The organism is Pseudomonas sp. No.117 (assembly GCF_054558395.1).
On sequence record NZ_BAAJNP010000009.1, the window covers coordinates 12,564 to 27,004 of the forward strand.

The 14,441-nt window shown below is 67.0% G+C and carries 14 protein-coding genes; 10 read left to right on the plus strand and 4 right to left on the minus strand.

Annotation, left to right across the window (positions count from 1 at the left end; genetic code table 11):
- Window positions 1-51 precede the first annotated feature (51 nt).
- Window positions 52-885 (plus strand): aldo/keto reductase, encoded by an 834-nt coding sequence (locus ACYJP6_RS21030; protein ID WP_459477549.1) that lies wholly within the window; start codon window positions 52-54, stop codon window positions 883-885.
- On the opposite strand, the gene mnmC is transcribed toward ACYJP6_RS21030, so the two are convergent.
- Together mnmC and ACYJP6_RS21040 are read right to left on the minus strand one after the other, a co-directional pair.
- Window positions 882-2,819: a bifunctional tRNA (5-methylaminomethyl-2-thiouridine)(34)-methyltransferase MnmD/FAD-dependent 5-carboxymethylaminomethyl-2-thiouridine(34) oxidoreductase MnmC gene (mnmC, locus tag ACYJP6_RS21035; RefSeq protein WP_459477551.1), complete on the minus strand. Its 1,938-nt coding sequence runs from the start codon at window positions 2,817-2,819 to the stop codon at window positions 882-884. The two genes, ACYJP6_RS21030 and mnmC, sit on opposite strands and share 4 nt — an antisense overlap.
- Window positions 2,820-2,874: 55 nt before the next feature.
- On the minus strand, window positions 2,875-3,090 hold the full coding sequence (locus tag ACYJP6_RS21040) for a DUF6316 family protein (protein WP_459477553.1): 216 nt from the start codon (window positions 3,088-3,090) through the stop codon (window positions 2,875-2,877).
- 297 nt (window positions 3,091-3,387) lie between these two features.
- Here ACYJP6_RS21040 and ACYJP6_RS21045 point away from each other — a divergent pair, with 297 nt between their 5' ends.
- The 7 genes from ACYJP6_RS21045 (at window position 3,388) to ACYJP6_RS21075 (ending at window position 8,771) form a co-directional block, all read left to right on the plus strand.
- Entirely contained in the window at window positions 3,388-4,026 is a 639-nt protein-coding gene (locus ACYJP6_RS21045; protein WP_459477555.1) for a peroxiredoxin, read from the plus strand.
- 162 nt (window positions 4,027-4,188) lie between these two features.
- Entirely contained in the window at window positions 4,189-4,776 is a 588-nt protein-coding gene (gene ssuE, locus ACYJP6_RS21050) for an NADPH-dependent FMN reductase (protein ID WP_058769263.1), read from the plus strand.
- A gap of 14 nt (window positions 4,777-4,790) precedes the next feature.
- Window positions 4,791-5,753, plus strand: coding sequence for a sulfonate ABC transporter substrate-binding protein (locus tag ACYJP6_RS21055; protein WP_459477557.1), 963 nt, complete (start codon window positions 4,791-4,793; stop codon window positions 5,751-5,753).
- 24 nt (window positions 5,754-5,777) lie between these two features.
- Window positions 5,778-6,926: an FMNH2-dependent alkanesulfonate monooxygenase gene (gene ssuD, locus ACYJP6_RS21060; RefSeq protein ID WP_459477559.1), complete on the plus strand. Its 1,149-nt coding sequence runs from the start codon at window positions 5,778-5,780 to the stop codon at window positions 6,924-6,926.
- A gap of 11 nt (window positions 6,927-6,937) precedes the next feature.
- Window positions 6,938-7,726: an aliphatic sulfonate ABC transporter permease SsuC gene (gene ssuC, locus ACYJP6_RS21065; RefSeq protein ID WP_145009660.1), complete on the plus strand. Its 789-nt coding sequence runs from the start codon at window positions 6,938-6,940 to the stop codon at window positions 7,724-7,726.
- On the plus strand, window positions 7,723-8,532 hold the full coding sequence (ssuB, locus tag ACYJP6_RS21070) for an aliphatic sulfonates ABC transporter ATP-binding protein (RefSeq protein WP_459477561.1): 810 nt from the start codon (window positions 7,723-7,725) through the stop codon (window positions 8,530-8,532). The genes ssuC and ssuB overlap by 4 nt, the downstream gene beginning before the upstream one ends.
- A 23-nt stretch (window positions 8,533-8,555) precedes the next feature.
- Window positions 8,556-8,771, plus strand: a complete 216-nt coding sequence (locus ACYJP6_RS21075; protein ID WP_010795839.1) for a TOBE domain-containing protein — start codon at window positions 8,556-8,558, stop codon at window positions 8,769-8,771.
- A gap of 186 nt (window positions 8,772-8,957) precedes the next feature.
- On the opposite strand, the gene ACYJP6_RS21080 is transcribed toward ACYJP6_RS21075, so the two are convergent.
- On the minus strand, window positions 8,958-9,887 hold the full coding sequence (locus ACYJP6_RS21080) for a LysR family transcriptional regulator (protein ID WP_459478052.1): 930 nt from the start codon (window positions 9,885-9,887) through the stop codon (window positions 8,958-8,960).
- 64 nt (window positions 9,888-9,951) lie between these two features.
- Between ACYJP6_RS21080 and ACYJP6_RS21085 the strand changes: the two genes are divergently transcribed.
- Both ACYJP6_RS21085 and gspK read left to right on the plus strand, forming a co-directional pair.
- Window positions 9,952-10,566 (plus strand): LysE family translocator, encoded by a 615-nt coding sequence (locus tag ACYJP6_RS21085; RefSeq protein ID WP_459477563.1) that lies wholly within the window; start codon window positions 9,952-9,954, stop codon window positions 10,564-10,566.
- An 87-nt stretch (window positions 10,567-10,653) separates the two neighbouring features.
- The gene (gspK, locus tag ACYJP6_RS21090; RefSeq protein WP_459477565.1) at window positions 10,654-11,655 is read left to right on the plus strand and encodes a type II secretion system minor pseudopilin GspK; all 1,002 of its coding nucleotides are present in this window, start codon (window positions 10,654-10,656) and stop codon (window positions 11,653-11,655) included.
- A 712-nt stretch (window positions 11,656-12,367) separates the two neighbouring features.
- Here the strand turns inward: gspK and ACYJP6_RS21095 are convergent.
- Window positions 12,368-14,404, minus strand: a complete 2,037-nt coding sequence (locus tag ACYJP6_RS21095) for a PhoX family protein (protein ID WP_459477567.1) — start codon at window positions 14,402-14,404, stop codon at window positions 12,368-12,370.
- Window positions 14,405-14,441 lie beyond the last annotated feature (37 nt).

The window sequence follows — 14,441 nt, forward strand, 5'->3', positions numbered from 1 at the left end:
CGACGTCGCGCTGGCGCTCCAATCCCGGACACCCACGAGAAGGATGCGTCCATGAATACCGCTCAAACCGTTCGTTTGCCCGATGGCACTACCGTTCCGGCGCTGGGACAGGGAACCTGGCACATGGGCGAGAATCCCGACCTGCATCGCCAGGAGGTCAGCGCCCTGCGCCAGGGGCTGGACCTGGGTCTGACGCTGATCGATACCGCCGAGATGTACGCCGATGGGCAGGCCGAGGAGCTGGTCGGCGAGGCCATCGCCGGGCGGCGCGACGAGGTCTTCCTGGTCAGCAAGTTCTATCCGCAGAACGCCACCGAAGCGGGCGTGCCGCTGGCCTGCGAGCGCAGCCTCAAGCGGCTGGGTACCGACGTCATCGATCTCTACCTGCTGCACTGGCGTGGCCAGGTACCGCTGATCGAGACGGTGATGGCCCTGGAGAAACTGCGTGACGAGGGCAAGATCCGCCACTGGGGCGTATCCAACCTCGACACCAGCGACATGCTCGAACTGGCGGACGACCGCTGCAGTGCCAACCAGGTGCTCTACAACCTGGAGCAACGGGGCATCGAGCACGACCTGCTGCCCTGGTGCCAGCGCCAGCAGCTGCCGGTGATGGCCTACTGCCCGCTGGGCCAGGGCGGCGCGCTGCTGCGGCATCCCACCCTGGCGACGCTGGCCGAGCGGCACCAGGCCACGCCGGCGCAGATCGCCCTGGCCTGGGTGCTGCGGCAACCCGGAGTGATCGCCATTCCCAAGGCCGGCGATGCCGGACACCTGGAAGAGAACGCCCGGGCGCTGGACCTGCGCCTGGGCGACGAGGACTTCGCCCTGCTCGACGGTGCCTTCCCTCCGCCGCAAGGCAAGACGCCGCTGGCGATCATCTAGTTGCCGCGGATCAGGCGGCGCAGGGGAAAGCGGTTGGGATGGCAGGCCTCGGCTACCCGCCGCGCCACCGGCAGGGGTTCGTCTTCCAGCCAGGACGCCAGCAATTCGGCGGCCAACGGCGTAGTGACCAGGCCACGGGAGCCATGGGCGAGGTTGAGGTAGAGGCCGGGACGCCAGGGCGCGGGGAGGTCCGGTACCTGGCGCGCATCCTGGCTGAGTACCCGATAGCGCTCGGCGAGCAACTCCTCATCCACCACCGGGCCCACCAGCGGCAGGTAATCCGGCGAGGTGCAGCGAAAGGCTACGCGCCCGTCCAGGGATTCGCTCTGGTAGCCTGCCGCCAGCTCGGGTGCCAGCTCGGCGAGCAGTTGCAGGTTGCTCAGGTGTTCCGCCTGGCTGGGTTCGAGGTCGTCGCGGTCGAAGACGAAGCTGGCACCCAGACAGTGCTGCCCTTCGCGCGCTGGGGCGATGTAGCCCTCGCCGCAGACCACGGTGCTCAGCGCCTGGCTGTCCGGGGTTTGCGGCAGCTGCGAGAGCTGCCCTCGGATCGCCTTCAGCGGTAGCCCGGGCACCAGCGCCCTGGCCTGGGCGGCGCTGGCCACGACCACCACGGTGGCCTGCAATGTCGCCTCCTGGGTAATGACCTCCCAGCCCGTCGTGGTTTCCTGCAAGGCGCTCACCTCGGTACGGGTGACCAGCTCGATATTCGGATGGGCCAGCCATAGCGCACACAGCGCGGGCGGATGGACCCAGCCACCTTTCGGAAAGAACAGGCCACCGGCCGTCAGGCCGATACCGGCACGGGCGCTGGCGGCGTCGTGCGCCAGCGGCTGCAGCAGATCGGCGGGGAAGTGCGCCGCCAGTTGCGCCTGGCGTTGGGCGTCCTTGGCGCTCAGGGCGAGTTGCAGCACCCCGCAGGGCGACCAGGCCGCTCCCGGTGGCAGGGCCTGCAATTCGCGCAGGGTGAGGCCGAAGCCGTCCAGGATCAGTCGGCTGAGCGGGGTGTCGTGGGCCGACAGCTTCAGGTAGAGCACGCCCTGGGGATTGCCGGAGGCCTCCTGGGCGGGCGCGTCATGCCGCTCTACGACCTGCACCCGCCAGCCGCGGCGGGCGAGGCTGGCGGCAGTGGCGCAGCCGGCGAGTCCTGCGCCTATCACCACCGCGGTGCGCGGGCCCTGCGGCCGCGGCGGCCGGGCGTACCAGGGCACGCTAGGGTGGCTGCCCGGGCGCTCCAGGACACCGGCCAGCATCTCCCGCTTGTGGCCGAAACCCGGCACCTTGGCCATGGCGAAGCCAGCCTCGATGAGGCCGCGGCGGACGAAGCCGGCACAGGTGAAGGTGGCCAGGGTGGTACCGGGATGACCCAGGCGCGCCAGTTCGGCGAATAGCGCGGGCGTCCACATCTCCGGGTTCTTGGCCGGGGCGAAGCCATCCAGGAACCAGGCATCGCAACAGGCATCCAGCTCCGGCAGGCGCTCCAGCACATCGCCGACCAAAAGGGTCAGGGTGACGCGGCCGTCCCTGAGGACCAGTCGCTGGAAACCGGGATGGATGGCCTGGTATTGCCGCTGCAGCGCCGCGCCGTAGGGCGCCAATTCCGGCCAGAGGGCCAGCGCCTGGGCGAGGTCCGCGGCCGTCAGCGGGAAACGCTCGACACTGACGAAATGCAGCCGCGCCCCCGCGGGCGCCACCGCGTCGAACAGCTGCCAGGCGCAGAGAAAATTCAGGCCGGTGCCGAAGCCGGTCTCGCCGATGGTGAAGACCTCGCCTGCTGCCAGCGCGGCGAAACGCTCGGGCAGGCGATTCTGCTGCAGGAAGACGTAGCGCGTCTCCTCCAGGCCGCTGGCGCGGGAGAAATAGACGTCGCCATAGGCGCGGGACAGGGGTTGCCCGGAGGCATCCCAGTCGAGCTGGGCGTGCTGGAAATCGGTCATGGGAGGCGCGGCCTGGAGATCAGGGCGCGCAGTCTAAAGGATCGAGGGCGGTCGGTCAGACGTTGCTGACGGATTGGCGCAGCAGGCCGGCGGAGGTCTGCAGGCGCTCCACGTAGCGGTCGATCTGGTTCAAGGCTTCTTCGCGGCTGAAGAAGGGACCTTCCAGGGTGCCCTCGCGGGTGGTGAAGAAGAACTGGCCGTTGACCACGCTGACGCGTTCGCTACGGAAATGGGTGCTGGAACCAGGATCGTCGTTGCGCTTGCCGAACATGAGCTTCTCCTCCTCGTCTTGCCAACAGACCATGCCGAGTGCCGCGGGTTGCCGCGGTGGGCAGATTTCCGTCCGTTGGTCTTCCCTTAGGTGTAGCACCCTAACCGCCGCTGCGCCTGGCGGGAAAAAGCCCTGCGCAACTGTGCGGTCGATCACGTTGCGGGCGGGGTCGGCCCAGGGAAATGGCCCTGGACCGGGCGGCTTTCGCGTTATAACCACAGCGCGATCCGATCTTTCCCGCCGTGCGCGGTGGGCGGCATAGTGCTTTCATCCCTACCTGTCTCAGGAGAACTGCCAATGACCATCCGTCTGGGCGACATCGCCCCCGATTTCGAACAGGATTCCAGCCTGGGCCGCATCCGCTTCCACGAGTGGCTGGGCGATAGCTGGGGTGTGCTGTTCTCCCACCCGGCCGACTTCACCCCGGTCTGCACCACCGAGCTGGGGCTCACCGCCAAGCTCAAGGACGAATTCGCCAAGCGCGACGTCAAGGTCATCGCCCTGTCGGTGGACGGCCTGGAATCCCACCAGGGCTGGATCAAGGACATCGAGGAAACCCAGGCCACCGCCGTGGGCTTCCCCATCCTGGCGGACGCCGACCGCACCGTGGCCGGCCTCTACGACATGATCCATCCCAATGCCAACGACACCCTGACCGTGCGTTCGCTGTTCGTCATCGATCCGCAGAAGAAGGTGCGCCTGTCCATCACCTATCCGGCCAGCACCGGGCGCAACTTCGACGAGATCCTGCGGGTGATCGATTCCCTGCAGCTCACCGACAACCACAAGGTGGCGACTCCGGGTAACTGGAAGGATGGCGACGACGTGGTCATCGTGCCCTCGCTCAAGGACGAGGAAGAGATCAAACGGCGCTTTCCCAAGGGCTACACTGCGGTCAAACCCTATCTGCGCCTGACGCCACAACCCAATCGCTGAAAACTGCGATTACGAACGACCCCAGCCCAGGCCGGGGTTTTGTTTTTCTGGTTATAACCAAGTGCCGAAAGGATATTTTTAGGGAATAAACACCCGCTGCTAAGGTCCGCTCATTCCTTTTCGAGCGGCGCGACACCGCTCCTTTTTATTCCGGAGGCGGCGATGCAGGTGGTGACTTTGGCGGGCAGTCCGGCAGCGCGGTCGCGCTCCAGCGGGGTGCTGGATCTGGCGGCGAACTGGCTGCAGGCGCGTGGCGTGGAGCTGTCGCGTTGGCGGATTCAGGATTTTCCCGCGGCCGATCTCATCGGTGCCCGCTTCGACAGTCCGCCGGTGGTGGAGCTGATCGCCCAGTTGCAGGCCGCCGATGGCCTGGTGATCGCCACCCCGGTGTACAAGGCCTCCCTGGCCGGCGCCCTCAAGACCCTGCTGGACCTGCTGCCCGAGCGCGCCCTGGCACTCAAGGTGGTGCTGCCCCTGGCCACCGCCGGCTCCAGCGGCCACCTCCTGGCCATCGACTATGCGCTCAAGCCCGTGCTCTCGGCGCTCAAGGCCCAGGAAATCCTCAATGGCGTCTTCGCCGACGACAGCCAGGTCAGCTACACCGAGACCGGCGTGGCCCTGGTCCCGGCGTTGGAGCAGCGCCTCTACGAGTCCCTCGAACAATTCCACGCCGCCCTGGCGCGGCGTCCCCAGCCCCTGACCCCCGAGCTGCTGGCCGATCGTATCGGCCAGGCACGCTGGGGTATCTGATCGGAGCGTTATCCATGCAGTTTTCGTTCAAGCGTTCAGTCCTCGCCGTCACCCTGCTGACCCTGGCCGCAGGCCTCGCCCAGGCGGAGGAGGTGGTGCGCATCGGCTACCAGAAGTACGGCACCCTCATCACCCTCAAGGCCCGCGGCACCCTGGAGCAGCGCCTGGCCAAGGATGGCGTCAAGGTCCAGTGGACCGAGTTTCCCGGCGGTCCGCAGCTGCTCGAAGGCCTCAACGTCGGCAGCATCGACTTCGGCGTGACCGGCGAGACGCCGCCGGTATTCGCCCAGGCTGCCGGCGCTGATCTGGTCTATGTGGCCAACGAACCGCCGGCGCCCACCAGCGAGGCTATCCTGGTGCCCAAGGATTCGTCGATCCAGTCCCTGGCAGACCTCAAGGGCAAGAAGATCGCGCTGAACAAGGGCTCCAACGTCCACTACCTGCTGGTGCAGGCACTGGCCAAGGCCGGCATCGACTACAAGGACATCCAGCCGGTCTACCTGCCACCGGCTGACGCCCGCGCCGCCTTCGAGCGCGGGGCGGTGGACGCCTGGGTGATCTGGGATCCCTACCAGGCCGCCGCCGAGACGCAGCTGCAGGCGCGCACCCTGACCGATGCCACGGGCCTGGCCGACAACCACCAGTTCTACCTGGCCACCCGCAGCTTCGCCAAGGCCCATCCCGAGCAGGTCGGCGCCATCGTCGACGAGGTGCGCTCGGTGGGTGACTGGGCCAAGGCCCACCCGGACGAGGTGGCTGCCCAGGTGGCGCCGCTGCTCAACCTGCCGCTGGCTACCGCCCTGACCGTGGTCAAGCGCCAGGGCTACGGCGCGCGCTTCATCACCCCCGAGGTGACCGCGCAGCAGCAGAAGATCGCCGACGCCTTCACCGCCCTCAAGTTGATTCCCAAGCCGCTGGTCATCCGCGACGTGGTGTGGACCCCGCCCGCCAGTCTGCAGACCGCCGCCAAACCCTGATTTCGCTTAGCTGGAGAACGCCCCATGAGTCTCGACATCTTCTGGTTCCTGCCGACCCACGGCGATGGCCATTACCTGGGCACCGCCGACGGCGCCCGCGCGGTCGATCACGGCTACCTGACCCAGATCGCCCAGGCCGCCGACCGCCTGGGCTTCGGTGGGGTGCTGATCCCCACCGGTCGCAGCTGCGAGGATTCCTGGCTGGTGGCCGCCTCGCTGATCCCCGTTACCCAGAAACTCAAGTTCCTGGTGGCCCTGCGCCCCGGGATCATCTCGCCCACCGTGGCGGCGCGCCAGGCGGCGACCCTGGATCGCCTCTCCGGTGGCCGGGCGCTGTTCAACCTGGTCACCGGTGGTGATCCGGACGAACTGGCCGGCGACGGCCTGCACCTGTCCCACAGCGAAAGATACGAAGCCTCGGTGGAATTCACCCGCATCTGGCGCCGCGTGCTGGAAGGCGAGCAGGTGGACTACGACGGCAAGCACATCCAGGTCAAGGGCGCCAAGCTGCTCTATCCGCCGCTGCAGCAGCCGCGTCCGCCGCTGTATTTCGGCGGTTCCTCCGATGCCGCCCAGGACCTCGCCGCCGAGCAGGTGGAGCTGTACCTGACCTGGGGCGAGCCGCTCGACGCGGTGCGCGAGAAGATCGAGGCGGTCAAGGCCAAGGCGGCCACCCTGGGGCGCACCGTGCGCTTCGGCATCCGTCTGCACGTGATCGTCCGCGAGACCAACGAGGAGGCCTGGAAGGCCGCCGACCGCCTGATCGCCAACCTGGACGACGCCACCATCGAGAAGGCCCAGGCTGCCTTCGCCCGCTTCGACTCGGTGGGCCAGCAACGCATGGCCGCCCTGCACAAGGGCCGCCGCGACAACCTGGAAATCGCCCCCAACCTCTGGGCCGGGGTCGGCCTGGTACGCGGCGGCGCCGGGACCGCCCTGGTTGGCGACGGCCCCACCGTGGCCGAGCGGGTCAAGGAATACGCCGCCCTGGGCATCGATACCTTCATCTTCTCCGGCTATCCGCACCTGGAAGAGTCCTACCGGGTGGCCGAGTTGCTGTTCCCGCACCTGCCAGTCAAGCGGCCGACCCAGGTGGAAGGCGCCAACTACGTGAGTCCCTTCGGCGAGATGGTGGCCAACGACATCCTGCCGCAGAAAGCGGCGCAGAGCTGAGGGAGGCCGGGATGAGCAGTACGACCGAACGCCAATTGCAGCGCCTGGCGCCCTGGGTGGTCCCGGTGGCCCTGATTCTCGCCTGGCAGCTGTCGGTGAGCAGCGGCCTGCTGTCCAGCCGCATCCTGCCGTCGCCGGCCGCGGTGCTGGAGGCGGGCTGGAGCCTGGTCAAGAGCGGCGAGCTCTGGCAACACCTGGCCATCAGCGGCTGGCGCGCCGGCATCGGCTTCGCCATCGGCGGCAGCATCGGCCTGGCGCTGGGCTTCATCACCGGGCTGTCGAAATGGGGCGAGCGCCTGCTCGACAGCACCCTGCAGATGGTCCGTAACGTGCCGCACCTGGCGTTGATCCCGCTGGTGATCCTCTGGTTCGGCATCGACGAGTCGGCCAAGCTGTTCCTGGTGGCCCTGGGGGTGTTCTTCCCCATCTACCTGAACACCTACCACGGCATCCGCAACGTCGATCCGGCGCTGGTGGAGATGGCTCGCAGCTACGGCCTCTCCGGGGCGCGGTTGTTCTGGCACGTGGTGTTGCCGGGCGCGCTGCCGTCCATCCTGGTAGGGGTGCGCTTCGCCCTTGGCCTGATGTGGCTGACGCTGATCGTCGCCGAGACCATTTCCGCCAGCTCCGGCATCGGCTACCTGGCGATGAATGCCCGGGAATTCCTGCAGACCGACGTCGTGGTGCTGGCCATCCTGCTCTACGCCGTACTCGGCAAATTGGCGGACCTCGCCGCCCGCGGCCTGGAACGCGCCTGGCTGCGCTGGCATCCGGCCTATCAGAAGGGGGCCCACGCATGACCAATCTCCAAGCCATTCCGCCCTTGGCGCGGGGCATCGCCCTCAAGCTGCAACAGGTAGTGAAGACATTCGGCGAACGCACCGTATTGCACGGGATCGACCTGGAAATCCCGGCCGGCCAGTTCGTCGCCGTGGTGGGCCGCAGTGGCTGCGGCAAGAGCACCCTGCTGCGCCTGGTGGCCGGGCTCGACAAGGCCAGCGGTGGCCAGCTGCTGGGCCAGGACGAACCCCTGGTCCAGCACCGCGAGGACACCCGGCTGATGTTCCAGGATGCGCGCCTGCTGCCCTGGAAACGCATCATCGACAACGTCGGCCTGGGCCTCAAGGGTGACTGGAAGCCCAAGGCGCTGGAGGCCCTGGAGGCGGTCGGCCTGGCCGATCGCGCCCAGGAATGGCCCTCGGCGCTCTCCGGTGGCCAGAAGCAGCGTGTAGCCCTGGCCCGTGCCCTGATCCACCAGCCGCGCCTGCTCCTGCTCGACGAGCCGCTGGGCGCCCTGGATGCCCTGACCCGCATCGAGATGCAGCAACTCATCGAGGGCCTCTGGCAGCGTCACGGCTTCACCGTGCTGCTGGTGACCCACGACGTGGGCGAGGCGGTGGCCCTGGCCGACCGCGTGGTGCTCATCGAAGACGGCCACGTCGGCCTGGATCTCGACGTCAACCTGCCGCGTCCCCGCGCCGCGGGCGACGCCAACCTGGCCCGCCTGGAGGCCGAGGTACTCGCCCGGGTGCTGCAGCAGCCGCTCAACCCCGATCTACCGGAAATCGTGCAACCCCTGCCCACGCAACTGCGCTGGGCCTATTGATCGTTCATCCGAGGAGTTCTGCCATGACCATCAAGGCCATCAACGTTCGCAACCAGTTCAAGGGCACCATCAAGGAAATCATCGAAGGCTCGGTGCTCTCCGAGATCGACGTCCAGACCGCCGCCGGCATCGTCACCTCCGTCATCACCACCCGCTCGGTCAAGGAGCTGGAGCTGGTGGTGGGCAGCGAAGTGATCGCCTTCGTCAAATCCACCGAGGTGTCCATCGCCAAGCTGTGAGGCGGCCCTGGTGCTGAGGAAACCCGCCCTGGTGGCGGGTTTTTTGTTGGGATTCGGGGTGTTGGGCTCTTGGCGGGTAGTTTGGCGCTGAGCGTAGCGAAGCCCAACGGGTTCGGGGTGCTGGAGCTTCGAGCCGGCTAGCGTTTCAACTTGGGGGAGAAGGCGGGGCAGGTTGGCATTGCCGATTCAGGCGGACGGCTGCGGAGCGTGAGAGCGCAGCCAGTCCAGTAACAGCTGTGGCGGCGTGCCCGGAGCAATCGGCTTGGCGCTGAGCAGGTGGTAATGCGAGCCGTCCTGGAGGAAGCCTTGGGGAGCGACCAACAGGCCACTGGCGATATCGTCGCCCACCAGTGCCCTGGGACCTATGGCCACCCCTAAGCCAGCGATGGCGGCCTGCAGACTGAAATAGAAGTGCTCGAAGGTGAGTTCCGGCGCCTCGGGTAGCTTCAGTCCGCTTGCCGTTGCCCAGCACTCCCAGGCGGTGGGGCGGGTGCGGGTATGCAGACGTGGCGCTACCTCAAGAGTTGCGGCAGCCTCGGCGAACCAGAGCGGCGCCCGATCAGGGCGGCAGACCGGCCCGACCCATTCGGCGAACAGCGGCTGTGCCTGGATGGCGGCAGGCCAGGTGAAGTCGTTGCGACGGATAGCCAAGTCGATTCCCTCACTGAAGGTGCAGGGGCCACCACCTGCGACCAGCAGCACCTCGAGTTCGGGGTGCCTCGCCTGGAAATCCGGCCAGCGCGGGATCAACCAACGCATCAGCAACGTGGGTTCGCAAGAGAGCACCCACTGCCGCTGCTGACGTGCCTGGGCCCTGAGTTCACTGACCGCATCACGGATCACCTCGAGGCCTTGCTGAACCGCTTGGGCCAGTTGGCGACCGGCGTCGGTCAGGAAAACCCGCCGACTACGCCGCTCGAACAAGGGCAGGCCAAGGTCGTCTTCCAGGCCGCGAACCGCTCGACTGACGGCGCCGTGGGTCAAGTGCAGCTCCCCTGCGGCCCGGGTGAAATTTTCCTGACGCGCAGCGGCCTCGAAGCAGCGCAGGGCCAGTAACGAGGGCAGGCGATTGTCAGATTTCGGTGAGTTAGACTCACGATCTCGGTCAGTAATCATCGTTATTTTTCCCGTTTTCTGCGCTCTAGCATGGGGGTCTCTCTTGGAGTGTTGGAGCGCCAGAATGACGGAAATGCTAGCTGTGATCACCATCACTCTGCTTGCGGTAATCAGCCCTGGTGCTGACTTCGCACTGGTATCGCGCAATAGCCTGTTGCTGTCGCGCCGTGCGGGGTTGTGGACTGCCGTGGGTATCGGCCTGGGAGCCTGGGTTCATCTGGGCTATGTGCTGCTCGGCCTGGGCGTGTTGCTACACCAGACGCCTTGGTTGTTCGCGACCTTGAAGTTACTGGGCGCCGGCTATCTGCTTTGGCTTGGAATAGGCATGTTGCGCGGCGCCAGCGCTGATCCAACCGGCGGCGCGGAGCTGATGTCGATGTCAGCTAGGGCTGCGCTACGTATGGGCTTTCTGAGCAATGCCCTTAATCCCAAGACCACGGTTTTTTTCGTCAGTCTGTTTCTACAGCTAATCGGGCCAACCACCTCGTGGAGCGTGCAACTGGGCTATGGACTCTTCATCTCGTTGACCCACATGGTCTGGTTCGCGCTGGTGGCTCTCGGCTTCTCCGCCAATAGGGTGCGGACTGGGCTGCTGTCGATAAGGCCTAGACTTGAGCGGGCCTGTGGTGCGCTGCTGGTGGGGTTCGGTCTGTTGTTGATGCTTGAACGTAGCCGGTGAGCCTCGAGCACTGCCACGATTCTGCAACCTGCATCGGTTCCAATGCCGCTTTTGTGCGGAGAAACAGGGGTGCGACGACAAAGGGGCGTGGCCCTGCTGATGGCGCTCTGGGCGCTGGCCTTGGTGGCGGCCTTGTTGCCGGTGCTGCTGGCCGAAGGGCGGGTCGAACTGCAGCGGGCGCGATTGCTGGAGCACGAGACTCTGGCGCGAGCGCTGGCGGCGCGCGCCGAGCAGGTGGTCACCCAGGGCCTGATAGAGGCCGGGGCCCGCCAGCGTCCCGAGTTCTGGCAGAGCCTGAGGGGCGAGGTGCTGGCCTACGAGGTGGAGGGAGCCCAAGTCCGTGCCCAGCTGCGCGATCTCCACGGCTGCTTCAACGTCAACGCCCTGGCCGGCCCGGAGCGGGACCTGGCGTTGCGGCAGCTGAAGCAGCTGCTGGCGCAGCGTCCGGGCGGCCTGGGCGAGCCCGGGCTGACCGCCGCGGGCTTTGCCGAGCGCCTCGCCGACTGGGTCGATGCCGACGGCGAGACCCATGAATTTGGTCTGGAGACCCCCGAGGCCCTGCGGCTGGCGCCGCCGCTGCTGGTGCCCAATCTGCCGCTGGTCGAGATCGGCGAGTTGGATCGGCTGGAGCCGGCGCGCCCTGGTCGGCATCTGTACTTGCGCGAACTCTGTGCCCTGCCGGAAACCTCGGGCTGGCGCCTCAATGCCAATGCCCTGGGGATGGGGCAGTTGCCGCTGCTGGAGGCGCTGTTTCTCGATGAGGTGCCGCGGGAGACGCTGCAGCTGCTGATCACCGCGCGGCCCGCCCAGGGCTATGCCACCGTCGAGAACCTGCGCCAGGCGCTACCGGGGGTGGGGGAGGAGACCTTCAGCCTGCTGACCCAGCGGCTGATCCTCAACAGCGGCGACTTCCTGCTCGGGGTCGAGGTGAGTCGCGACGGCCAGGTCTTTCGCCAGGTGCGGCAGCTGGCGGCCCAGGGCGTGAGTCGCTGGCATGCGGCGGTGCCAGCGCAACGGGTGCGCTGGCTGGCGACACGGGACACCACGCTCTGGGTACCGGGGCCGGGTGGGGCGGAGGTGTTGCAGTAGCGTTGTGGTTTATCGCGGCCATGGGCCGCTCCTACGGGCTCTAGCGTAACCGTAGGAGCGGCCTATGGCCGCGATCAGCAAAACGTCAGAGTTCGATAGGAAAGGCCGCATCGGCGGACGGCCATGGCCGTGGTCAGAGCCGTAGCGTGGAAAACGGCACAGCCTTTTCCACAGGTGACTCCGTTGCGCGGGGCATGCCCTCACCCCAGCCCTCTCCCAGGGGGAGAGGGGGTTGTCGGAGCAGACGATCCGCTTCGTCAATGCCAGAACCGTAGCGTGGAAAACGGCGCAGCCTTTTCCACAGGTGACTCCGTTGCTTAGGCATGCTTTCACCCCAACCCTTCTCCCAGGGGGAGAGGGGGTTGTCGGAGCAGGTGATCCACTCCATCAACGCCAAAGCCGTAGCGTGGAAAACGGCGCAGCCTTTTCCACAGGTGACTCCGTTGCTCAGGCATGCTCTCACCCCAACCCTCTCCCAGGGGGAGAGGGGGCTGTCGGAGCAGGTGATCCGTTCCATCAACGCCAGTTAGATCGCGATCGGCGGTTACAACCTCGTCCTTAGGACCGGCCGCGTCGGCGGATGATCGATTCGGGCAGAGGTAGAAAACGCTGCGCGCGTTTCCGCGTGACGGGACGGATTTCGAATCCGCCGGAAGGCAAAAGGCTCCCCCGGTCGTCGCCAACCGGGGGAGCCTGGCTCTCGCCGACGCGATCAGACGCCGATGGGGCCGCCGTCGAGCTTCTGGATCACCACGGTGGAGGCGCGGGGGCGCACCTTGGTGCCGGCCGGGGTGGCGTCGGTGGCGACTTCGCTGAACGGCCAGTTGTCCGGGTGCTGGACGTTGATGAACATGGTCGTCAGGTCCGGGGTCCAGGTGATGCCGGTGATCTCGCAGCCATTGGGACCGACCAGGAAGCGGCGCAGCGCGGTCTGGTTGGTGGCGGAAATGGCGACCTGCTTGCCGCTGCCATCCACCACCTGGGCCGGGATGACCACCAGCAACTGGTCGTTGGTGTACTCGGCCACGGCGTTGTCGCTGTTGTCGGTCTCGATCCAGAGGATGCCGCGGCTGTCGAAGGCCAGGCCGTCGGGGCTGGCGAACTGGTTGAGTTCGGTCAGGCCCGAGCGGTTGATGTCGGGGGCCGCACCGGCGTCCGCGCCGAAGACGAAGATGTCCCAGCTGAAGTCGGTCTGGTTGCTGTTGTCCTTCCAGCGCACGATGTGGCCGTTGACGTTGGGTACCCGCGGGTTGGCGGCATTGGCCGAGGTGCGTGCGGAGTTGTTGGTGAGGGTGACGTAGACCTCGCCGGTGAAGGGATTGACCGTGGTCCACTCCGGGCGGTCCATCGGGGTCGCGCCCACGGCGTCGGCGGCGCCGCGGGTGTTGAGGATGATGCCGGCCAGGTCGCCGTAGAGGGCGCCGAGGGTGCGACCGTCCTTGGTCGGTGCATTGACCGTCAGCGGTAGCCACCTGCCGTTGCCACCGTCGTCGAAACGGGCGACGTAGAGGGTGCCGTTGTCCAGGTACTTGGCGCCGATGGCCAGGCGATTGGCCGAGTTGGCGTCGGCCGGATCCCAGGCGGCGGCGGAGACGAACTTGTAGATGTATTCGTTGCGCGAGTCGTCGCCCATGTAGAACGCCAGCGGCTGGCCGGCGACCGGGATGCCGTAGGCCGAGCCCTCGTGGCGGAAGCGACCCATGGCGGTGCGCTTGGTGGCCGGCGCGGCGCTGTTGTAGGGGTCGATCTCGACGATGTAGCCGTAGCCGCTGGCTTCGTTGCGGAAGTCCTGGGTCGCGCTGGCGCCGGTGGGGGTCAGGTCGAAGCGGCGGAACTCGTTGTCCACCTCGCTGGCGTCACCCGCCGGCGTCTCCCAGCCGTAATTGCTCTTGTTGGTGATGCCGATGCGCTTCTGGTCGACCGGCAGGGTGCCCTTGTTGACGAAGATGCCCGGCCAGTTCTCCTCGCAGGTGAGGTAGGTGCCCCAGGGGGTGAAGCCGTTGCCGCAGTTGTTGTTGGTGCCGCGGGTGCGGGTGCCGTCGGGGGAGTAGGGGGTGACCAGATTGGCGTTGCCGCGCAGCGGACCGGCGATTTCCATGGGCGTGGCGCTGGTGAAGCGGCGATTCAACGCGTCGTTGGTGACCACCTGCCAGATGCCGTTGACCTTGCGGATGCGGATCACCGCCGCGCCGTGGGCATTGATCTCCTTGCGCACTTCCTCGGCCGGACGCTTGCCGTTGGTGGTGGTCGGGCCGTTGGGGTGCAGCACCTTCTGGTCGATGTATTCGTAGTTGATGGCCAGCAGGCCGTCGCTGCTGGAATTGTTCAGCGGGAAGAAGTGCATGCCGTCGTGGTGCATGCCGGCCGCATTGGCCTGGTCGGTGGAGGTGTTGCTGCCGTCGCTGCGCCAGGCGTTGGCCAGGTTGTTCAGCGGGGTGCCCCAGGGCGCCAGGGTGCGGGCGCTGTAGCCAGAGGCCAGGACGATGGCGTCGAGTCGGGCGCCGCGGATGGATTCGAAGCCAAGCTTGAGCTGCGGCGCCGGGGCCGGCTGGCTGGGGGCCGGATCGTCGTGCGAGCCGCCACCGCCGTCGAAGCAGGCGGTCAGGCCACCGCCGGCGATCATGGCGATGGCGGCACCCAGACCGCCCTTCATGACGCTGCGGCGCGACAGGTAACGGTCGACGACGGCATCCAGCGGTTCGTTGCCGCTTTCGTTGCGGTTACGGTCGTCGCTCGTGAAAGTGCTCATGCGCAAAGCTTCCTTGGTTGATCACGGGAGCCGGCGA